This window comes from Nocardiopsis sp. NPDC006198, assembly GCF_040613895.1.
In the GTDB taxonomy this organism is placed as follows: domain Bacteria; phylum Actinomycetota; class Actinomycetes; order Streptosporangiales; family Streptosporangiaceae; genus Nocardiopsis; species Nocardiopsis tropica.
In genome coordinates this window covers 48600-70172 of record NZ_JBEXSY010000014.1, presented here as the reverse complement: position 1 = coordinate 70172, position 21573 = coordinate 48600, and the positions used below count along the sequence as shown (strand labels likewise).

Below are 21573 nucleotides of genomic sequence, written 5' to 3'. Positions count from 1 at the left end.
GAGCCGGACCCGGGCCCGCGCCGTCCGCCGCGGGGCCTTCGCCGCGGGCGGGTCCCGGAAAGGACGGACGCCGGCCCCGCGGTGCGGGAGCCGGCGTCCTGGGGCGGTGGACACGGGCCCCGCCCGGGGCCGCCGCGCCCCCTACCGCACCGTGACGAAGTCCTCCGGGTCGCGCGGCGGGCGGTCCCGCGGGGGCTCGGCCGCGTGCCCCACGGCCACCGACCCCATCGGCTGCCAGTCCCGGGGCACGTCCAGCACCTCGCGTACCACGTCCGCGCAGAACATGGTCGAGGAGATCCAGGCCGAGCCCAGCCCCTCCATGGCCAGCCCCACCAGCAGGCTCTGCACCCCGGCGCCCATCGCCACCTGGAACATCGACCGCTCGGCGTCCGCCCGGCGCGCGTCGGGGTAGGGGTGCGCGCCGTCGGCCACCAGGAAGGGCACCACCAGGTACGGCGCACCGCGCAGCACGTCGCCGCGCCGCGTCCGCCGGGCGATCTGCTCCTCGGTGAAACCGTCGCCGCGCAGGTCGGCCACCCACGCCTGCAGCATGGCGTCGAGCAGCTTCTTCCTCGTCTGCGCCGACTCCACCAGCACGAACCGCCACGGGGTCGTGTGGTGGGGAGCGGGGGCCGTCACCGCCGTGGCCACCGCGCGCCGCACGGCGGCGGGGTCCACGGGCTCGTCGGTGAACGAGCGCACCGTCCGCCGGGCCGGGACCACGTCCCGCGACCCGTACCGGAAGAGGTCGTCGTCGGCGGCGCGGACCAGCGTGGCCGCACCCGGCCCGTCCTCCTCGGTGACCAGCGCGCCCAGGCCGGTGACGACCGCGACCGGGACGCCGCTCGTCTTGCCCTTGACCAGTTCGCCCGCCGCGGCGATCTCGTCGGCGACCGCGTTGACGGTCGCCTCCATCAGGTTGCCGTGGGTGTCCTCGGTGCCGCGCAGGTCCTGGACGGCCGGGAGCCCGGCCGCGCCGATGGCGACGTCGGTCTGACCGACCCGCCACGGGCGCCCGAAGGTGTCGGAGACGATCACGCCCACGTTCACACCCCGGCGCGCGCGCAGACCGGCGCGGATCGCCCGGGCGGAGGCGTCGGAGTCCTCGGGCAGCAGCAGGACGGTGCCGGGCTCGACGTTGGAGGCGTCCACCCCGGCCGCGGCCATGACCAGGCCCTGCCGCGTCTGCACGATCCGGGTGCGGCCCGCGCGGGCGACCACCCGGACGGTCTCGGCGTCCACGGCCTCGTCCCGGCCCATCCGCCGGGAGCGCCCCTCGGCCTTGCTGACCACCTTGGAGGTGACCACGACGATGTCGCCGTCGGCCAGGGGGGTCCCGGAGGCCTCCGCCGCCTCGGCGACCAGGGCGGCCAGGTCGTCGCCCTCGCGCACCTCGGGGATGCCGCCGAGGCCGCGCACCCGCAGTTCGGCGCTCAACCCCCGGTCCCCCCGTCCGCGGTGCCGCGCCCCGCCAGCTCCACGGCCAGGTCGACCGCGGCCCGGGCGATGGCCTCGGTGGCGGCGGGATCGCTCATGTACAGGGGGCGCGAGCGCACCTCCACGCCCTCGACCACGGTGCCGGCGTCGGCGTCGTCCACCAGCCAGCCGTCCAGGAGGTCGGGGCCCAGGTGCTCGGCGACCGCGCCCGCGCCGGTCTCCACACCGATCGCGGTCAGGCAGGCGTCGGCCATGCCGCGCACCGGCGCCCCGCCGATGATGGGGGAGACGCCCACGACGGTCTTGCCGACCATGGCCTCGCGGATGCCGGGCACGTTGAGGATCGACCCGACGCTGACCACGGGGTTGGACGGGGGGATGATGACGGCGTCGGCCTCGGCGACGGCGGCCAGCACACCGGGGGCGGGCTCGGCCGCGTCGGCGCCGACGCTGATGATCTGCTCGGCGGGCAGGGCGGCCCGGTGCCTGATCCACCACTCCTGGAAGTGGATCGCCCGGCGCCCGCCGCCGTCGTCGACGACCACGTGCGTCTCGACCTGGTCGTCGGTCATGGGGATCAGGCGTACGCCCGGCCGCCAGCGGTCGCAGAGCGCCTCGGTGATCGCGGAGAGGGGGTACCCGGCCGCGATCATCTGGGCGCGCACGATGTGGGTGGCGGTGTCCCGGTCGCCCAGGCCGAACCAGGTGGGCTTCATCCCGTAGGCGGCGAGCTCCTCCTTGACGGTGAAGGTCTCGTCGGCCCTGCCCCAGCCCTGTTCCTCGTCGATCCCCCCGCCGAGGGTGTACATCACGGTGTCCAGGTCCGGACAGATCCTCAGACCGAAGAGGGTGATGTCGTCACCGGTGTTCCCGATGACGGTGATGGTGTTGACCGTGGTCTGCTCGTCGGTGGCCGGTGCGCCGATTCCGAGCGCGGCCTTGAGGCCGCGGAGGAAACGCGCACCGCCGATACCGCCGGCCGGTACGACTATCCGCATGCGTCCAAGTCTGGCAGGCTGGGGGCGTGTATGGGTCGTCTGCCCCGCCGTGGGCTCGCGCCCCTCGTGTGACCGTTCCGGTACCGGGAGTCCGTGAACCCCGGGGCGAAGGTCGCCGTCTCACCCCTTCGGTCCGCTCCGGTGTCCCCCGCACCTCCACCTGGACGCGGCCGATTCACCCGACAGTCCGACGATATGCCAAGCTTCCACCGACGCGACGGCGAAGAAGCAGCAGAGGGGAACCTCTCTTGAACAACGAAACACTAGAACGCCTGCGCCTTCCCGGGGCCTGGGTCCTGGTCGGCGCGGTGGGAGCGTCCATGCTCTCGGGCCTCATCCGACTGATCGCGGGCTCCGTCTTCCCGGGCACCTTCACCGGCGCGATGGGCGGGGCGAGCGGGTCGTTCTTCGGCCTCCACGTCCCGCTGCTGCTGGCCGCCGCGGCCGCACTCGTGCTGACGAGCGAGCGCACGCGCCAGGCGGCGTCGCCGATCGTGCTCATCGGCATGATCATGAGCGCGGTCGGCCTGCTGTTCGCCGCGGTCAACCTCATCACCGAGTTCGTCGGCGCGGCCGACGCCGGGAACATCGGCCTGGGCTTCGCGGGCTTCGTGTCCACGCTCGGCTCCGCCGCGGTGCTCGGCATCGTCGGCTTCGCCCTGCTCAAGGTCTTCGGGGACCCGACGCTGGTGCCCCGGCCCGCGCCGCAGCAGCAGTACCAGTACCCGCCGCAGCAGTACCCGCCCGCGACCGGCGCGCAGCAGTCCTTCGCGCAGCCCGCGTACCCGGTGCAGGACGCGGGCTTCCCGGCCGCGGCCGACCCCGCGCAGACCGGGTCCGGGATCCAGCAGGGGTACGACGCCTCGCAGCAGTACGGTCAGCAGTACGCGGCCGACGCCGCCCAGCAGCAGTACGGGACGGGTGCGCAGCAGGGCTACGCCCAGTACGGCCAGCAGGCGGACGCCTCCGGGCAGCAGCAGGCCTACGACGCTTCCCAGCAGTACGGTCAGCAGTACGCGGCCGACGCCGCCCAGCAGCAGTACGGGACCGGCGCGCAGCAGGGCTACGCCCAACAGGGGTACGACGCCTCGCAGCAGTACGGCCAGCAGGCGGACGCCTCCGGGCAGCAGCAGGCCTACGACGCCTCGCAGCAGTACGGTCAGCAGTACGCGGCCGACGCCGCCCAGCAGCAGTACGGGACCGGCGCGCAGCAGGGCTACGCCCAGCAGGGGTACGACGCCTCGCAGCAGTACGGCCAGCAGGCCGACGCCGCCGCCCAGCAGGCCGAGTACGGCCAGGCCTACGACCCGGCCCAGTACGCCCCGCAGAGCACCGAGCAGATGCCCGTCGTCGGCGAGCAGGCCGCCCAGGACGCCATCCAGTACGGCTGGTACCAGGGCGCCGACCAGGGCCGGCCCGCGCAGGACGCCCAGTCCGAGGGTAAAGTTGATCCATTCTTTAACTCGGGCGAGAACAACGGTACGGACGCGTCCGGACAGGGCGGCGGATCGTACGGAGGCCAGTACGGCTCCGGCGCCGGATACGGCTCTGACCAGCAAGGACAGGGCGGTACCGGTGGCCAGCAGGGCTGGTACGGCAGCGAGGACAAGCGCTGATCCCCGAGCGGGGCTCCACGCACTCCACCGCCCTGGAAGGCCGTGAATTGCGTGGTAATCCACAGAACGGACATCTCCGAGTCGCCGTTGGCGGTTCGTTACATGATATTCAGTGGATTACCACGCAGGGCGCTTGACTCGAAGCAAGCGGCGCGCGTGTAATTTCAAGGTGGGATTCCACCCGGCCCGGGGGACGAAAATGGGTCGGGGACATCTATGGGGGGCAACAGGAGGTGCGCATGAGCGAGGTCATCCCGCTGGCGCACGGCTCGGACGAAGATCTGGGCTGGCAGGAACGTGCCCTGTGCGCGCAGACGGACCCGGAGGCGTTCTTCCCCGAGAAGGGCGGCTCGACACGGGAGGCCAAGAAGGTCTGCCAGTCGTGCGAGGTACGTGCGGAGTGCCTGGAATACGCGCTGGAGCACGATGAGCGCTTCGGCATCTGGGGGGGACTCTCCGAACGCGAGCGCCGTAGGCTGAAGAAAGCCGCCGGGGGAGATTTCGATTTCCTGGCGGACATGCTCTAGGGCACGCGTCCACGACGCGCGTCCGGGCCACGGGCCCGGGCGCGCGTCTTTCGTGTTCCCGGCCGTTCCGGGCGACCGGGTGACGATTGCCGCGCACACCCCCGGGTAGTGAATAAGCCGATATGGCGGTCCGGGGCGGGGCGAGACGAATAGACCCGTAATGGCGCCGGGTGGCGTATCGTGATGTCCCGCGCGCGCGAGCCGCCCCCGGCGCACCCACGCGCCCGCCGGCCCCACGGCCGGACCCACGCGGACCCGAACGGGGTTCTGCCCCCTTCTCCCGGAGAGATCCCACCACAGCCGTGCTCGACCCCGATTCCGACCGACACGTCGTCACCGCGGTCATCGTGTCCCACGACGGCGCCCGCTGGCTGCCCGAGACGCTGTCGGCCCTGCGCGCCCAGTCCCGCCCCGTCCAGCGCGTCGTGGCCGCCGACACCGGAAGCGCGGACGGCAGCGCCGACATCCTCGGTGAGCACCTGCCGTCCGGCGCGGTCGTCGACCTGCCCGCGCGCACCGGGTACGGCGACGCCGTCCGCGCCGCACTGGAGCTGCCCCGCGCGAGCACCGCCGTGCGCGGGGCCGACGAGGACGCCACGGAGTGGATCTGGCTCGTCCACGACGACCTCACCCCGGAGGAGGACACCCTCGCGCACCTGCTGGCCGCCGCCGACCGGGACCCGCGCGCCGCTGTCCTCGGGCCCAAGCTCCGCGACTGGTTCGACCGCCGCCTCCTCGTGGAGGTCGGCGTCACCATCGACGGGGCCGGCCGCCGCGAGACAGGCCTCGAACAGCGCGAGTTCGACCACGGGCAGCACGACGGCAACCGCCAGGTCCTCGCCGTCTCCAGCGCGGGCATGCTCATCCGCCGCGACGTGTGGGACCGGCTCGGGGGCTTCGACCCGGCGCTCCCCCTGTTCCGCGACGACATCGACTTCTGCTGGAGGGTGGGCGGGGCCGGACTGCGCGCCCTGCTCGTCACGGACGCGGTGGCCTACCACGCCGAGGCCTCCGCGCGCAGGCGCAGACCCATCACCGCCACACGCAACCACCCGCGCAGGGTGGACCGCCGCCACGCGGTCTTCGTCCTCCTGGCCAACCTGCCCTTCGGCGGCATGGTGGGCGCCCTGGTCCGCAACTCCGTGGCGTCGCTGCTGCGCGTCGTGACCTACCTGCTCATCAAGCAGCCCGCCAACGCGCTGGACGAGGCCGCGGCGATCACACTGGTGTACGTGCGGCCCCTCCAGCTCGCGCGGGCCCGCTTCCGGCGCCGCCGCGACCGCCGCCGCACCTACAGCGCCATCCGCCCGTTCCTCGCGCACGGGGTGGCGGTGCGCCAGTTCTACGACGTCGTCACCGGCCTGCTGTCCGGTGAGCCCGTCCGCAACACCCCCGGCCGCCACCAGGCCGTCACCGCGCCGCCCGCGGCCGAGGACGAGGACGAGGCCCCGACCGACAGCAACGGCTTCGTGCGCAGGGTCCTCCTCCGGCCGGGGGCGCTGCTGTTCCTCGGGCTCACCGCGGTCACGCTCGTCGCCGAGCGCTCCCTGCTGTTCGGCGACCTCCTCGCCGGAGGCGCGCTGCCCCCGGTCGCGGGCACCGCCGGCGACATGTGGGCCCTCTACCTGTCCGGCAGCCCCGACAGCGGACTGGGCTCCGACGGGCCCGTCCCGCCCTATGTCGGGCTCCTCGCCCTGCTGTCCACCGTCACCCTCGGCAAGCCGTGGCTGGCCGTCACCGTCGTCCTCCTGGGCTGTGTGCCCCTGGCGGGCGCGACCGCGTACGCCCTCGCCCGGCAGGTGCTGGGCTTCCGCCCGGCCCGCCTGTGGATGGCGGCCGCGTACGCCCTGCTGCCGGTCGCAACCGGCGCCGTCGCCCAGGGCCGGATCGGGACCGCCCTGGTCCACGTCCTGATGCCCGTGCTCGGCCTGCTGCTGGTGCGGCTCGTCGCCATGCCCCCGCGGCCCTCGCGCCGGGCCGCGTGGGCCCTCGGCCTGGTCCTGGCGGCCGCGACCGCGTTCGTGCCCATGGTGTGGCTGCTGTCCCTGGTGACCGGGGTCCTCGTGGCCCTGGCCTTCGGGCACCTGGGCCGCCGCGTCTACGTCAGCATCGCGATCGGCCTCGGGCTCCCCGTCGTGGTCCTGCTCCCGTGGTCGCTCGAACTGTTCCTGCACCCCACCCTGTGGCTGCTGGAGGCCGGGCTGCACCGCCCCGAGCTGTCCGCCCCGGGCGCCGCCCCGCAGGAGCTCCTCCTGCTCTCCCCGGGCGGCCCCGGCACCCCTCCGTTCTGGGTGACGGCGGGGCTGGTCGTCGCCGCCCTGTGCTCACTGCTCCTGCTCCGCAACCGCGTCCTGGTCGCCGCGGGGTGGTCGCTGGCGCTCTTCGGCGTCCTCGTGGCCGTCCTGACCGCCCGCGTCGTCATCGAGCCCTACTACGGGGGGCCGCCCGCCCCGGTCTGGCCCGGCGTCGCCCTCGCCTTCGCCGCGACGGCGGTCCTGCTGTCGGCGGCGACCGCCGCCCGCTCCTTCGGCGACATGGTGCGCCTGGGCGGCGCGCGCCGGGTCTTCGCCGTGGCCGTGGCGGTGCTCGCCCTGGCCACTCCCGCCTCCGCGGCCGCCCTGTGGATGTGGAACGGGGTGGAGGGGCCGCTCACCGCCCGCGCGACCCCCGTCGTCCCCGGGACGCTGACCGGCGCCGACGGCGGCGGCACCGAGCCGCGCACCCTCGTGGTCACCCCGGACGGGGAGGGCGGTGTGGACTACGTCGTGGTGCGCGGGCGCGAGCCCCGCCTCGGAGAGGAGCGCATCGTCCCCCCGGCCGGGGCGCGCGCGGCCATGGACCGCGCCGTCGCCGGGCTCGCCGCGGGCCAGGGCAGCGACCAGGTCCACACCCTGGCCGACCACGGCGTCCAGTACGTGCTCTACCCGCGCCCGGAGGTGAGCGGCCCCGCCGACGCGACCATGGTCGACACCCTGGACGGCACCCCGGGGCTCGGCAGGCAGTCGCTGTCCCAGCACTACGCGCTCTGGGAGGTGGGAGTCCCCACCGGCACCCTGCGCGTCGTCTCCGAGGACGGCGCCGGCTCCGAGCCGCTCCGGGTGAGCGGCTCGGGGGACGAGCGGACCGCGGAGGTGCCCCAGGGCCGCACCGGGCGGCGCCTCGCCCTCGCCGAGGCCGCGGACCCCGGCTGGCACGCCACCCTCGACGGGGCCGAACTGCCCCCGGTCGCGACCGAGGGCGGGACCCAGGCGTGGGAGCTCCCGGTGGACGGCGGCGAGCTGCGCGTGTGGCACACCGACCCCGTCCACGTCGCCTGGCTGGCCACCCAGGGGATCCTGCTCCTGGCGGCCGCGGTCCTCGCCGCGCCGGGCGTGCGCACGGAGGAGGAGGTGCGCCTGATCGAGTCGACCCCGGCCCCGCGCCCGCGCCGGCCGGAGCGGCTGCGCGTGAACTCGCGCCGGAGGGGGCGCTCCCGGCGCGGAGGCCCCGTCCCGGGCCCGGGACGCCCCCCGGCCGGGACGGAGGACGCCGACGGGCCGGAGGAGGGCGCGGCCGCGTCCGCGCCGGAGCCCGGAGCCGGACCGGGCACGGGCTCCGTGCCCGTCACCCCCGAGGGGGGACACCGCCGTGGGACGCGTGGCGCCCGCGGGGTCCGGAGGAAGGCCCCCGGCAGGCGCCGCGCGGGCGGCCGGCGCGGGGCCGACGACGGGGGCGCCGGAGCGTCCCGGACCGAGCGGGAGGAGTAGTCCGTGCGACTGATCGTGGAGAACCGTTTCGCGCTGTTCGGCCTGGTCGCGCTGGCCCTGGCCGCGCTGTTCGGCGTGGCCTTCGCCACCCGGCCCGTGACCGCCGAACTGGGGGTCACCGAGCCGGGCGCCGTGCGCCCCGACCACGCGGTGCGGGTCTGTCCGGCCCCGCACGAGGAGGGCGACAGCACCGTCGCCGCGTTCGCCCCCCGGGTGGGCCGCGACGACGAGGGGGAGCTGTGGGCGGAGTCCGTTCCGGCCGCCCCCGAGGAGGACGGGGACGAGGAGGGCGGGAGCGGTTCCGGGGACTCGGAGGACGCCGCGGGACGCGACCTCCTCGGCGACGAGCTGACCGAGCCCGGCCGGGTGTGGAGCGCCGACGCCTCCGACGCCTCCGACCCCACCGCGGTCCGGGCCGAGGGCTCCCTGGCATCGGGCCTCGACGCCGCCCAGACCACCCTCTCCGGCGGCTCCGTCACCGAGGTGCGCTGCGTCGAGCCCTCCATCGGCACGTGGTTCGCCCTGCCCGGCGCCGGCGGGGGCGAGGCCGTGGAGGTCGACGCGATCACCGCCCTCCTGGCCAACCCCGAGGACTCCCGGGCGACGGTCAGCGTGGACGTCTACACCGAGGGCGGCCCCTCCTACTCCTCCGAGAGCCGGGGCATCTCCCTGTCGGCCGGGGAGTCGACCGAGCTCGACCTGACCGAGCTGGTCCGGAGCACGGGGGCCGTCGGCGTCCACGTCCGCACCAGCACCGGCCGGGTCGCCGCGTCCCTCCTCGCCGAGCACGCCTCCGGCGGGGCCGACTGGGTGCCGCCCACGGCGGCGCCCGCCGTGCACCACGTCGTGCCGGGGATCCTCGGCGGGGACGGGCGCCGCCACCTGGTCCTGGCCGCCCCGGGGGACGAGCCCGCCGAGGTGCGCGTCCACGCGGTCGCCCCGTCCGGGGACGGCGGGGAGGAGGACGCCTCCGGCGTCGGCGGCTCCGGGACGGCGGAGGACCCGCTTGTCGTCGCCGTGCCCCCGGCCGCAGCCGCCTGGGTGACCCTGGAGAGCGTCCTGGGGGGCGAGGCGGGGGCGGTCGTCGTGGAGTCGGACGTGCCCGTGGTCGCGGGCGTGGCCGCCGAGGCGATGGACGGCGACGACGTCGTCGAGACCGCCTACACGTCCGCCGTGCCGCCGCTCGGCCCGCCGCTGGACGCCACGGCCGTCCTGCCCGACGTCCCCGAGGGCACGGACACGGAGCTCGTCCTGAGCGCCGTGGAGGGCGACGCCTCGCTGATGGCCACGCCGGTCACCGCCGACGGCACCCAGGGGGACGCCGTGCGCGTCGCGGTCGCCGCGGGGACCACCGTCGTCTTCGGCGCGGAGGAGGACCCGTGGGAGGCCCCGCCGGGCGCCGACCCGGAGGACGGGTACGCGGTCCGCCTGGAACTCGTGGAGGGCTCCTCCCTCCACGTCGCCCGTGTGCTGCGCGACGGGGACGGCGTGAGCGTGCTGCCGGTACGCCCCGCCCCGGTCGAGATCCCGCTCCCGGTGGTGCGCGACAGCATGGTGGGGATCGTCCCCTAGACGGTGTGCAGGGAGGGTTCGCTGAAAGGCCGGGACCTCGCTCACACGTCGCCGTGGGTTGCCGACCAGGTAGAACCTGGAAGGTAGTGCCCACATGTGTGGGAGGTCCCGGTGTCTTTCGAGCCTACGACCGTCGGACTGGACGTGCACGCCCGCTCCACCACCGCCCACGCCGACGCCGAACCCGCCGGGCGCCTGGCGCCGGCCTGCCGCATGGTCGAGGACGGATGGCCGCTTCGCCGTGGCCCCGTCCCCGTCGCGGGTCCGGCCGGGGCTCGCGGACCGCACGGACGCCGGCGGCGCCCCGCGGGCACGGGGCGTCAGCTCTCGGGGTCGACCGACTCCGGTTCGACGCCGAGCAGGTTGGCGACCTCCTCGACCACCGTCTCGTGGACCAGGAGGGCCATCTCCTCGGGATCCTTGGTCCGGATCTCCACCGGGCGCCGGTACACCACGATGCGGGACCGGCCCGAGGGGTCGGTCTCCAGGCGGGAGAAGGGGATTGCCTCGGAGAGGGGCCCGTGGCGCGGGATGGGCGGGACGTCCTCCACGAGGAAGTCGACATTGGCCAGCTCGCGCGCCCACAGACGTTCGAGGCGTTCGACGGCGTCCAGGACGAGATCGTCGAAAGCCTGCGCCCGGCTGCGGAACACCGGCAGGTCAGAGGGCACGAGAGGACCGCGGATGCCTCGGCCGCGGCGGTCCCGGCGCCGCATTCGGTCTGGTTGGCCACTGGAAAGGCGCACTCGTCGCACACTTCGAGACTAAGCCATCAGGGGCCCCGCGCGTAGTCCCCTCCGCGGCGAAGGTGGCCGACTCCCGGATCCCGGGCCTCCCGGCCCCTCCCGTGGACCGCCCGGGGCGGCGCGCGGGGCCGTGGATGGAGCGCGAACAGACCAGCTCGTGGAACGATGCTGGCGTGTCCCTCAGTAAAGGCATACAGTCGAACGCTGTGAGCCCTGTTCGCCGCTGCTCCCGTACCGCCTGCCGGCAGCCTGCCGTCTTCACGCTCACGTACGTCTACGCCGACTCGACGGCCGTCCTCGGTCCTCTCGCCGCCTACGTGGAACCGCACTGCTACGACCTCTGCGCCATGCACGCCGACCGCCTGACGGCGCCGCGCGGCTGGGAGGTCGTCCGACTCCCCGTCGAGACGGCGGGAGGCGGCCCCGGCAGCGACGACCTGGAGGCCCTCGCCGACGCCGTGCGTGAGGCGGCCCGCCCCCCTGCCCGGAGCACACCCCCCGACGAGGTCGGCGAGGGCGCCGAGACGCTGCGCAGAGGTCATCTGCGCGTGGTCAGGTCCGACCCCGGCCGGGGCGACCAGCAGCGGCCGGGCGGCCCCGCCGGCCGGCCGTACACGGGTCCGTCCGAACCCCGCTAGACACCGCGGTGCCGGTGGGGTCGCCGCGCCGCCGCTTGCTAGCTTGGTACCGCGCGGAAGGACACGCGCGGGAACGAACGTGGAGCAGGACCGACCGTCCGGAGAAGACGTGGCTGATCTCGGAAGCATCTTCAAGGCATACGATGTGCGCGGTGTGATCCCGGACACCCTGAACGCGGACATCGCGCGCGCGATCGGCGCGGCCTTCGCCCGTGTCGTCGGCGGTGAGGCCGTCGTCGTCGCGCACGACATGCGCCCCTCCTCGCCGGAACTGGCCGCCGCCTTCGCGGAAGGGGTCACCGGCCAGGGGCTCGACGTGGTGTTCACCGGGCTGGGCTCCACCGACCTGCTCTACTACGGTTCGGGCCACCTCGGCCTGCCCGGCGCCATGTTCACGGCCAGCCACAACCCCGCCGAGTACAACGGCATCAAGATGTGCCGGGCCGGGGCCGCGCCCATCAGCGCCGACACGGGCCTGGACGAGGTCCGGCGCCTGGCCGAGGAGGGCGTCCCCGCCCACGGCGGGCCCTCCGGGAACGTCACCGAGCAGGACCTCCTCCCCGGCTACGCCGACTACCTCCGCGGCCTCGTGGACCTGTCGGGCATCCGCCCGCTGAAGGTCGTCGTGGACGCGGGCAACGGCATGGGCGGCCACACCGTCCCCGCCGTCCTCGAACAGGGCCTCCCGCTGGAGATCGTGCCCCTCTACTTCGAGCTGGACGGCACCTTCCCCAACCACCCCGCCAACCCCCTCGACCCGGCCAACCTGGTCGACCTCCAGGCCAAGGTGCGCGAGACGGGCGCCGACATCGGCCTGGCCTTCGACGGCGACGCCGACCGCTGCTTCGTCGTCGACGAGCGGGGCGACGCGGTGCCGCCCTCCGCCGTCACCGCGCTGGTCGCGGGCGAGGAGCTCGCGCGCGAGCCCGGGTCCACGATCATCCACAACCTGATCACCTCGCAGGCCGTCCCCGAGATCGTGCGCGAACGGGGCGGCGTCCCCGTCCGCACCCGGGTCGGGCACTCCTTCATCAAGGCCACCATGGCCGAGACCGACGCGATCTTCGGCGGGGAGCACTCCGCCCACTACTACTTCCGCGACTTCTGGCGGGCCGACACCGGTATGCTCGCGGCGATGCACGTCCTGCGGGTCCTGGGGACGGACGACCGTCCGCTCTCCCGGATCACCGAGGAGTACTCCCGCTACGCCGGATCGGGCGAGGTCAACTCGAAGGTCGCCGACGCACCCGGGCGCCTGGCGGCCGTGCGCGCCGAGTTCGCAGGCAGGGACGGCGCCACCGTCGACGAGCTCGACGGACTGACCGTCTCCCTCCCCGGCGGATCGTGGTTCAACGTGCGCGCCTCCAACACCGAACCGCTGCTGCGGCTCAACGTCGAGGCCCCCGACGAGGCGTCCATGGCCGGGCTCCGCGACGAGGTGCTGGCCGTCATCCGCGCCTGAACAGGCATCATGGTGGGGAGGGGCCGGCCGCACCGCCGTCCGGCGCGGCGGCCGCCCCGCCCCCGCACACACACGAGGAACGAGGACCATGAGCACGAAGATCGACGACTGGCTGCTGGAGATCCTGGCCTGCCCCCAGAGCCAGGCCCCGCTGCGCCACGACCCCGAGACGGACGAGCTGGTCTGCGACGAGAGCGGCCTCGCCTACCCCATCCGGGACGGCATCCCGGTCCTGCTCGTCGACGAGGCGCGAAAAATCGGTTGAGGTCGGATGGAACGGCACGGCTGTTCCGGCAGTCATATCGTGTGCGGCAGGGGATGAGGTCCCTCCTGGGGGCATGACGGGACGCACCCCCGCATTCCCCGCAACCCGTACCCTGTTCCTGCGCGCCCCGCTCAAGACGACCTCCCTGGAGGACCCCGATGCCCGGTTCCGAATCGCTGCTTCCGAGCGACCCCTCCTCGTTCGGCGAGTACAGCGTGACCGGACGGCTGGGCAAGGGCGGGCAGGGCGTCGTCTACCTCGCGGAGGACGCGGACGGCGGGGAGGTCGCGGTCAAGGTCCTCAACGACCAGTGGTCGCAGGACTCGGACCTGCGCAAGCGGTTCGAGAAGGAGGTCCGCGCGGCCCAGAAGGTCGCCTCCTTCTGCACGGCCGCGATCATCGACGCCCAGCTCGACAGCGACCCCCCGTACGTGGTCAGCGAGTTCGTCCCGGGCAAGGACCTCCAGGAGACCGTGGCCAAGGGCGCGGTCCTGCGCGGGTCCACGCTCCAGCGGCTCGCGGTCTCCACCGCGACCGCCCTGGTCGCGATCCACAGGGCGGGCATCGTCCACCGCGACTTCAAGCCCGGCAACGTGCTGCTCGGCCCGGACGGGCCGCGCGTGATCGACTTCGGCATCGCCCGGGTCGACGACGGCACCGCCACCATGACCAACTCGATCGTCGGCACGCCCTCCTACATGGCCCCCGAGCAGATCGAGGGTCGCGGCATCACCGACAAGTGCGACATCTTCGCGTGGGGGTGCGTGATCGCGTTCGCGTCCTCCGGACGCGCCCCGTTCGGCTCGGACACCGTCCCCGCCGTGGTGCACCGCGTGGTCAGCGCGCCCCCGGACCTGGACGGCGTCGACGAGGCGCTGCGCCCCGTCGTCGAGTCGTGCCTGGACAAGAACCCCGCCAACCGGCCCAACGCCCAGACGCTGCTGATGCGCCTGCTCGGCCACGACGGACCGGAGACGAGCGGCCCGTCCACCGACGACGTCGTCAGGCAGGGCGAGCAGATCGCCCAGGCGACCCCGGCCACCGGCGGCCAGACGCCGTACCGGCCCCAGCCGCCGACGGGCCCCCAGGCCGGCGCCGTCGGCTACACGCCCGTCTCCTCCAACCCGCGCCCCGGCATGCCGGGCTACCCCGGGGGCCCCGACCCCCGGCACGGGTTCGGCCACCCGGGCGCCTCCGGCCCGCGGCCAGGCCACCCCGGCACGTCCAACCCGCGTCCGGGGTACCCGCAGCACCAGCAGCCGCACGCCATGCACCACGGCGTGCACAACGCGGGCAACCCGATGCTCACGGGCATGGCCCCCAACCAGTCCTACGCCCGCCCCGGCGGTCGGCAGCCCATGCCGCGCCCGGTCGAGCAGAACTCCGTGCTCCAGCAGAGCTGGGTCATCCCGGCGGTCCTCATCACCATCGTGATCCTCCTGCTGCTCCTGATCCTGATCGCCCTCGGCGGAGGCTGATCCGCCCGCGGGGGCGGCGCCGGTCGCGGCGCCCGCGTGCCGACCGCCCCGGCGAAACCGTCCCACCGCGGCCGCGCGCGTCCTCCGGGCCCCCGCCGCGACCCGACCCCGCGCCACACCGTCCCGGGAGTCCGGCGCGGCCGCCACGGCCCCGCGCGGACCGAGGCCGCCGGACGGGCCGGCGTCGCGACCGGATCCCCGGGGACCGGGGGCCCGCGGCGGCGCACGCGCGAGCCTCTCCCGCCTCCCTCCGGGGAGGGACGCGGTCGCGCGTCACACCCGCGTGAGCTCGTTCATGGCGCGGGACACGGCCTCGTCCACGAGGTCGCGCACCTGGGGCCAGCGGTCGTCCACGCAGTCGGTCGGCATCACGGTCACGCTGTCGGTCCCCGACATGCCCAGCGCGTCCCTCACCCCGTCCGGCGTGGTCAGGCGCCCGTCGGCGGACACCGCCAGGACACCGGTCCGGGGCCGCCCGATCTCCTGCACGACCACGCACAGCGACAGCGAGGCCTCGCCCACCACCAGTTCGAGGGCCGTCCACCAGTGCGCCGCGCCCGGGGTGAGCACGGCCCGGACCGCGGTCGCCGCGACCGGGCTCTCCGGGGCCGGGGCGTCGGAGCCGCCCGAGTGCACGATGGCCCGGGCGCCGGGGTCCAGGGCCCGCAGGATCAGGGCGACGGGCTCCCTGCGCGACCGCACGTAGTCCTGGACGCGGCGGCGGGTCACGGCGGCCAGCGGCGAGACCGGCGAACGCGGCGCCGGGGCGGTGCTGTCGGACGACCAGCTCAGCTCCTCGCGCAGGGACCGTTTGACCAGCTTGGCGAAGTGCCGCACCAACCCGGCGAGGCGCTGCTCGGGGTCCGCGCCCGAGGACGGGGGCTCCGTGAGGCGGTCGGGCACCAGCGGGGGGAAGTCCGCCCTCCGCAGCACCAGCGAGGCCAGCACCCAGGGCAGGGCCCAGGGCCGGTCGTCGGGGTCCGCCCGCTGCCGGGGGCCGTCTCCGGAGGCGGCCGAGGCGAGTTCGTCCAGGACCGCGGAGCACTCCGCGAACGTGTGGGCCGCGCGCACCACCGGGTGCACGGGGGCGGAGGCGGCCCCGGCCAGGCGGAGCGCGTGCTCGGAGTCCAGGGCGAGGCCGGGGGAGCGGGTGGGACCGTCCCCGGGCAGGGCGCGTGCGCGCTCGGCGAGTTCCGCGACGTGGGCGGCCGTGACCGGCTCACCCCACCTCCGGTCCTCCGAGGCGGACTCGACGAGCTCCTCCAGGGCCGGACCGCCGCCCAGCGCCCGGACACGGCGCCGGGTGAGCTCCCGCCGCGCCTCCCCGCGCGCGTCGCGGGGACGGTCCTGGCGGTGCTGGGCCCAGATCACCCGCAGCCGGTCGACGTCCATCAGGTCTTCGCGCACGGGGTTCGGGAGCCGGTCCAGAGCCGCGCCGCTGCGTAGGGTATCCACGTCCTCTCCGTAGCCCGTGGGCAGTTTGCCAAAACATGCCGAACGCCTTCACCTGTGGCCGTGACCGGACGCACGCGCGTGTGAACCCTTCGTGTTCACGCGCGTCCACACCCGTCACATCAGGACCGGCGGCCGTCGAGCAGACGCATGGCCTTCTGCTTCTCGAAGTCGAGGGCTCGCGCGGGGGCGGCCGCGAGCCTGCCCAGCCGCTCCCCGTGCGCGCGCACACGGGCGAGGACGTCGGGCTCGGCGAGCACGCGCAGGGCGAACGCCAGGGCGGCGGGAGGGATGTCGAACTCCCGCTCCAGCTCCAGGCCGACGCCGATCGTGCGCAGGTCCTCCTCGGTGAAGCGGCGGTGCCGGTGCCCCCGCCCGGTCGGCTGCTCCTGGGTGCGGGGCAGCAGCCCCAGCCCCTCGCGGTAGCGGAGCATCCGGGCCGTGGTGCCCACCCGCTCCGCGGCGGCGGAGATCGGCACGGGGCCCGTCGGCCAGGTGGTCCGGTCGGGGGCGGGCGGTGCGTCGTCGAGGGCGGCCATGCACGCGACCCTAACCGAACGCCGCCACCGGTCGGCGCGAATCTGACAGGACTTTGTCAGCTTTGTGCTGGTGCCGGGCCTGCGGGCCTAGAATCGTGGTCGCAACGACCACCACGAGTGAGGAACGCATGGCTTTCGACTTCAAGGTCGCCGATCTTTCCCTGGCTTCCTTCGGCCGCGACGAGATCCGACTCGCCGAGCACGAGATGCCCGGTCTCATGGCCACCCGCGCCGAGTACGGGGACAGCAAGCCGCTGAGCGGGGCCCGCATCATGGGCTCGCTGCACATGACGGTGCAGACCGCGGTCCTCATCGAGACCCTCGTCGCCCTGGGCGCCGAGGTCCGCTGGGTCAGCTGCAACATCTTCTCCACCCAGGACCACGCCGCGGCGGCGGTCGTCGTCGGCCCCGACGGCACCCCCGAGGACCCCAGGGGCGTCCCGGTCTTCGCCTGGAAGGGCGAGACGCTGGAGGAGTACTGGTGGTGCACGGAGCAGGCGCTGACCTGGCCCGGCGCCGACGGCCCCAACATGATCCTGGACGACGGCGGCGACGCCACCATGCTCGTCCTCAAGGGCGCCGGATTCGAGTCGCTCGGGTCCGTCCCCGACCCCTCCACGGCGGAGAGCGAGGAGTTCGCGGTCGTCCTGTCCCTGCTCCAGAGGAGCCTGGCCGAGGACCCCGCCAAGTGGACCGGGATCGCCGAGGGCATCAAGGGCGTCACCGAGGAGACCACCACCGGTGTGCTCCGCCTGTACGAGATGCAGCGTGACGGCACCCTCGCCTTCCCGGCGATCAACGTCAACGACTCCGTCACCAAGAGCAAGTTCGACAACAAGTACGGCATCCGCCACTCGCTGCCGGACGGCATCATGCGCGCCACCGACGTGCTCATCGGCGGCAAGGTCGCCGTGGTCTGCGGCTACGGCGACGTCGGCAAGGGCGCGGCCGAGGCGCTGCGCGGCCAGGGCGCCCGCGTCATCATCACCGAGATCGACCCGATCAACGCCCTCCAGGCCGCCATGGACGGATTCCAGGTGACCACCCTGGAGGACGTGCTGGAGACCGGTGACATCTTCATCACCACCACCGGCAACTTCAACGTCATCATGGCCGACCAGATCACCCGCATGAAGCACCAGGCGATCATCGGCAACGTCGGCCACTTCGACAACGAGATCGACATGGCCGGCCTGGCGAGGGTCCCCGGCATCGTGAAGAAGGAGATCAAGCCGCAGGTCCACGAGTGGACCCTCCCCGACGGCAAGTCCGTCCTGGTGCTGTCCGAGGGCCGCCTGCTCAACCTGGGCAACGCCACCGGCCACCCCAGCTTCGTGATGTCCAACAGCTTCACGAACCAGGTCATCGCGCAGATCGAGCTCTTCACCAAGCCCGACGAGTACCCGATCGGCGTGTACACGCTGCCGAAGATCCTGGACGAGAAGGTCGCCCGCCTGCACCTGGACGCCCTCGGCGTCAAGCTGACCACGCTCACCAAGGAGCAGGCCGCCTACATCGGGGTGGACGTCGCCGGCCCGTACAAGGCCGACCACTACCGCTACTAGTGCCGGGCGCCGGCCGGGAGGCCGGACGACCGGGCGCCGCCGGGACCCCCGGCGGCGCCCGCGGCCTGTTCCGGCCCCGGTCGGGAACGGGGACCGGACCGGCGAAGGGACTCTGGTGAGCACATGACCGACACCGCGCACGAGGTGGCCGACCTCGGCCTGGCCCGTGCCGGGATCCGCCGCGTGGACTGGGCGGAGCACTCGATGCCGGTGCTGCGCAGCGTGCGCGAGCGCTTCGCGTCGGAACGCCCCCTGGAGGGGCTGCGCGTGGCCGCGTGCCTGCACGTGACGGCCGAGACCGCGAACCTGCTGCGCGCCCTGCGCGCGGGCGGCGCCGAGGTGGCGCTGGCGGCGTCCAACCCGCTGTCCACCCAGGACGACACCGCGGCGGCCCTGGTCGCCGAGTACGGTGTTTCGGTCTACGCATGGGCCGGAATGGATCCGGCATCCTACGACCGAAACCTGGTGACGGTCCTGGAGACGCGTCCGCACCTGATCCTGGACGACGGGTGCGACCTGGTCAACACCGCGCACGCGGACCGGCCCGACCTGCTGGAGGGCGTGCTGGGCGGCTGCGAGCAGACCACCACCGGCGTCATCAGGCTGCGCAGGATGAGCGCCGAGGGCGAGCTGCGCCTGCCGATGGTGGCGGTCAACGACACCGCCACCAAGCGCATGTTCGACAACCGGTACGGCACCGGCCAGTCCACCATCGACGGCATCCTGCGGGCGACCAACGCGCTGCTCGCCGGGCGCACGGTCGTGGTCGCCGGGTTCGGCTACTGCGGACGGGGGCTCGCGGAGCGGGCCCGCGGCATGGGGGCCAGGGTGGTCGTCACCGAGGTCGACCCGGTCAAGGCCCTGGACGCGGTCATGCAGGGCTACACCGTCACGACGATGGAGGAGGCCGCCCCGGTCGGTGACGTGTTCGTCACCGTGACCGGGAACCGCGACGTGGTCCGGGCCGAGCACCTGGAGCGGATGAAGGACGGCGCCATCCTCGCCAATTCGGGCCACTTCGACCTGGAGATCGACCTGGCCGCCCTGGAGCGGCTGGCCGTCGCGGTCGACCGCGGGGTCCGCGACCAGGCCGAGGAGTACGTGTTCGCGGACGGGCGCCGCGTCCTGCTCCTGTCGGAGGGGCGCCTGGTCAACCTCGGCGCCGCCGAGGGGCACCCCGCGGCCGTCATGGACATGTCGTTCGCGGTGCAGGCCCTGACCACGGAGTGGCTGGCGGCGAACCACGCCGACATGGGGCCGGGGGTACTGGAGGTGCCCGCGGGCATCGACACGGAGGTGGCCCGGCTGGAACTGGCCTCGCTCGGGGTGCGGATCGACTCGCTCACCCCGGGCCAGGAGGACTACCTGCGCTCCTGGCGCCCCTGAGCCCCCGGTGCGCCGCGGCTCCGGGGCCGCGGCGCACCCGGGCCCGTCAGCGGTGGGGGTACGGGCCGCCCTGCGGGGGCCCCGCCTGCGGGTGGCCGCCGTACTGCTGGGGGTGGCCGCCGTACTGCTGCGTGTACCCCGGCCGGTGCGGGTGGCCCGGGGCCTGTCCGAACCCGCCGTACTGCTGCGCGTGGCCGTCCGGCCGTCCCGGATACCCCTGCGGGGGCTGCTGTGCGTGGTCGGGCGGCTGCGCGGCGGCCTCGTGGCGCCGGCGGCGCTCGGCGAGCACGGCGGCCAGGAAGTACGGAGGGGTGGTGCCGGGCGGCGGAGGCGGGCTGACCTGCGCGGCGACGGCGTCGGCCAGCCTGATCCCCATCTCGTGGCGGGTGTGCTCGGCCAGCTCGCCGTAGCGGAGCACGTACTGGCGGGCGGCGGCCGCCGTCTCCGCGGACAGCCGGGACAGCTCGACGCCCGCCGCCCACCCGGCCAGGTGCTGCGGCATGGGGACGACCTCGTCGCGGCGGCTGCCGCCGCGCTCCTCCACCACCATGGTCCCGGCGACGAAGTCGCCCACCCGGCGGCCGTCCCGGTTGACCATCGACGTGATGAGCGCGACCGTGCCCGTCGTCATCCAGATCTCCACGAACGACGCCAGCCCGCGCGCCAGCGCCTGCCGGAACCGCTCGGGCGAGCCGTCGGTGCCGACCACCCGCAGGCCCAGCGCCATCTTCCCGAGCGAGCGCCCGCGCGAGACCGTCTCGAAGACGGTCGGGTAGCCGACCAGGACCAGGACGAGGCCCGCCAGCGAGACCGCGGCCGTCGCCGCCGCGTCGATGCCGGTGCTGATCCACGACGTCAGGATGCCGAGCGCGATCAGCGCGATGATCTGGACGATGACGTCGATGGCCAGGGCCGCGGCCCTCGTGGCGAAGCCCGCCGGACGCAGGTCGAGCACCACCGCGTCACCGGTGACCAGTGGTGTCACGCCGTACACGTCGCCGCGGGTGTCACCGTTGCCGGGATAGGACACCAGCACACGCTCCCTCAGGGCTGTCTGAAACCGTCCCCATGACATTACCCGCCACATGGGACGGCGGGTTCGCCTCGCGGGCACCGCCCCGAGCCGAACCGATAGGGTCCCATGCGTGGATATCGACGTGTTCGCCGCGGTGCACGCCCGGGACTGGGAACGGCTGGACGAGCTGGTGCGCAGGCGCCGTTCGCTGGACGGTGAGGAGATCGACGAACTCGTCGAGCTCTACCAGAGGGTGTCCACCCACCTGTCGGTCGTGCGCTCCTCCGGCCAGGACCCGGCCCTCGTCGGCAGGCTGTCGGCACTGGTGGCGCGCGCCCGGTCGGCGGTGACCGGCGCCCACGCGTCCGCATGGCGGGACGTCGGGGGCTTCTTCACCCGGGTGTTCCCGGCGGTGCTGTACCGGCTCCGGTGGTGGTGGATCGGGACGTCCGCGGGCACGGTCGCGGTCGCCGCGGTCACGGCCGCGTGGATCGTCAACGACCCCGACGTGCTCCACGCCCTCGGCACCCCGGAGTCGATGGCCCGGTACGTCGAGCACGACTTCGCCAACTACTACGTCGAGAACCCCGCGGGCTCGTTCGCCGCCCAGGTGTGGACGAACAACGCGTGGGTGGCCGCCCAGGCGGTCATCTTCGGGGTGGCGTTCGGCCTGCCCACCATCGCGGTGCTGGCCATGAACGGGATCAACATCGGCATGGCGGCGGGCATGATGATCGCCCACGGGCGCGGCGACGTGTTCTTCGGGCTGATCCTCCCGCACGGCCTGCTGGAGATGACGGCCGTGTTCGTGGCCGGGGGCGTGGGCCTCAAGCTCGGCTGGACGATCATCTCCCCGGGGGACCGCACCCGCATGCGCGCCCTGGGCGAGGAGGCCCGCGCCGCCATCGCCGTGGTGCTGGGCCTGGTGGTCGTGCTGTTCGTCTCGGGCCTGATCGAGGGCTTCGTGACCGGCTGGGTGCACGTCACCTGGCAGAGGATCGGCATCGGCGTGGTCGCCGAGGCGCTGTTCGTGCTCTACGTGTTCACGGTGGGCCGCAGGGCGTACCTGGCGGGCGAGACCGGAGACATCAGGAACGCCCCGCAGGCCGTCCCGGTGGCCTGAGCCCCTGA

General features: G+C 74.1%; 17 protein-coding genes. 11 read left to right on the top strand and 6 right to left on the bottom strand.

Annotated elements, in window-relative coordinates:
• Positions 1 to 141: 141 nt before the first annotated feature.
• Positions 142 to 1437, bottom strand: a complete 1296-nt coding sequence (locus ABZ234_RS12400) for a coenzyme F420-0:L-glutamate ligase (protein WP_355012047.1) — start codon at positions 1435 to 1437, stop codon at positions 142 to 144.
• Complete coding sequence (cofD, locus tag ABZ234_RS12395) at positions 1434 to 2435, bottom strand: 2-phospho-L-lactate transferase (RefSeq protein WP_355012046.1); 1002 nt, start codon at positions 2433 to 2435, stop codon at positions 1434 to 1436. Before cofD ends, ABZ234_RS12400 begins: the two co-directional genes overlap by 4 nt.
• 248 nt (positions 2436 to 2683) lie before the next feature.
• Here cofD and ABZ234_RS12390 point away from each other — a divergent pair, with 248 nt between their 5' ends.
• The 4 genes from ABZ234_RS12390 (at position 2684) to ABZ234_RS12375 (ending at position 9896) form a co-directional block, all read left to right on the top strand.
• Positions 2684 to 4051 carry a hypothetical protein gene (locus ABZ234_RS12390; protein WP_267948294.1) on the top strand — a complete coding sequence of 456 codons (1368 nt, stop codon included), beginning with the start codon at positions 2684 to 2686 and terminating at the stop codon, positions 4049 to 4051.
• A gap of 239 nt (positions 4052 to 4290) precedes the next feature.
• Positions 4291 to 4578 carry a WhiB family transcriptional regulator gene (locus ABZ234_RS12385; protein WP_014908913.1) on the top strand — a complete coding sequence of 96 codons (288 nt, stop codon included), beginning with the start codon at positions 4291 to 4293 and terminating at the stop codon, positions 4576 to 4578.
• 302 nt (positions 4579 to 4880) lie between these two features.
• Positions 4881 to 8324, top strand: coding sequence for a glycosyltransferase (locus ABZ234_RS12380; protein ID WP_355012045.1), 3444 nt, complete (start codon positions 4881 to 4883; stop codon positions 8322 to 8324).
• Positions 8325 to 8327: 3 nt separating this feature from the next.
• Positions 8328 to 9896: a DUF5719 family protein gene (locus tag ABZ234_RS12375; RefSeq protein WP_355012044.1), complete on the top strand. Its 1569-nt coding sequence runs from the start codon at positions 8328 to 8330 to the stop codon at positions 9894 to 9896.
• A gap of 320 nt (positions 9897 to 10216) precedes the next feature.
• Here ABZ234_RS12375 and ABZ234_RS12370 read toward each other — a convergent pair whose 3' ends face one another.
• Positions 10217 to 10612, bottom strand: a complete 396-nt coding sequence (locus ABZ234_RS12370) for a metallopeptidase family protein (RefSeq protein ID WP_267948297.1) — start codon at positions 10610 to 10612, stop codon at positions 10217 to 10219.
• 236 nt (positions 10613 to 10848) lie between these two features.
• Here ABZ234_RS12370 and ABZ234_RS12365 point away from each other — a divergent pair, with 236 nt between their 5' ends.
• The 4 genes from ABZ234_RS12365 to ABZ234_RS12350 all read left to right on the top strand — a co-directional run bounded on the left by ABZ234_RS12365 (position 10849) and on the right by ABZ234_RS12350 (position 14485).
• Positions 10849 to 11280: a DUF3499 domain-containing protein gene (locus tag ABZ234_RS12365; protein WP_267948298.1), complete on the top strand. Its 432-nt coding sequence runs from the start codon at positions 10849 to 10851 to the stop codon at positions 11278 to 11280.
• 109 nt (positions 11281 to 11389) lie between these two features.
• Positions 11390 to 12742 (top strand): phosphomannomutase/phosphoglucomutase, encoded by a 1353-nt coding sequence (locus ABZ234_RS12360; RefSeq protein ID WP_355012043.1) that lies wholly within the window; start codon positions 11390 to 11392, stop codon positions 12740 to 12742.
• A gap of 88 nt (positions 12743 to 12830) precedes the next feature.
• Entirely contained in the window at positions 12831 to 13007 is a 177-nt protein-coding gene (locus tag ABZ234_RS12355) for a Trm112 family protein (protein WP_082376097.1), read from the top strand.
• A gap of 158 nt (positions 13008 to 13165) precedes the next feature.
• A complete protein-coding gene (locus ABZ234_RS12350) occupies positions 13166 to 14485 on the top strand; it encodes a protein kinase (RefSeq protein WP_344182153.1) in 1320 nt (439 codons plus the stop codon).
• A gap of 273 nt (positions 14486 to 14758) precedes the next feature.
• On the opposite strand, the gene ABZ234_RS12345 is transcribed toward ABZ234_RS12350, so the two are convergent.
• Positions 14759 to 15940, bottom strand: coding sequence for a hypothetical protein (locus ABZ234_RS12345; protein ID WP_344182155.1), 1182 nt, complete (start codon positions 15938 to 15940; stop codon positions 14759 to 14761).
• 119 nt (positions 15941 to 16059) lie between these two features.
• The gene (locus ABZ234_RS12340; RefSeq protein WP_330158902.1) at positions 16060 to 16476 is read right to left on the bottom strand and encodes a MerR family transcriptional regulator; all 417 of its coding nucleotides are present in this window, start codon (positions 16474 to 16476) and stop codon (positions 16060 to 16062) included.
• A 128-nt stretch (positions 16477 to 16604) separates the two neighbouring features.
• On the opposite strand from ABZ234_RS12340, the gene ahcY (ABZ234_RS12335) reads away from it, so the two are divergent.
• Complete coding sequence (gene ahcY / locus ABZ234_RS12335) at positions 16605 to 18041, top strand: adenosylhomocysteinase (protein ID WP_267948303.1); 1437 nt, start codon at positions 16605 to 16607, stop codon at positions 18039 to 18041.
• 123 nt (positions 18042 to 18164) lie between these two features.
• The gene (ahcY, locus tag ABZ234_RS12330) at positions 18165 to 19427 is read left to right on the top strand and encodes an adenosylhomocysteinase (RefSeq protein ID WP_267948304.1); all 1263 of its coding nucleotides are present in this window, start codon (positions 18165 to 18167) and stop codon (positions 19425 to 19427) included.
• Positions 19428 to 19473: 46 nt separating this feature from the next.
• On the opposite strand, the gene ABZ234_RS12325 is transcribed toward ahcY (ABZ234_RS12330), so the two are convergent.
• A complete protein-coding gene (locus ABZ234_RS12325; protein ID WP_355012042.1) occupies positions 19474 to 20463 on the bottom strand; it encodes an RDD family protein in 990 nt (329 codons plus the stop codon).
• Positions 20464 to 20572: 109 nt separating this feature from the next.
• Between ABZ234_RS12325 and ABZ234_RS12320 the strand changes: the two genes are divergently transcribed.
• Complete coding sequence (locus ABZ234_RS12320) at positions 20573 to 21565, top strand: stage II sporulation protein M (RefSeq protein WP_355012041.1); 993 nt, start codon at positions 20573 to 20575, stop codon at positions 21563 to 21565.
• Positions 21566 to 21573: the final 8 nt, after the last annotated feature.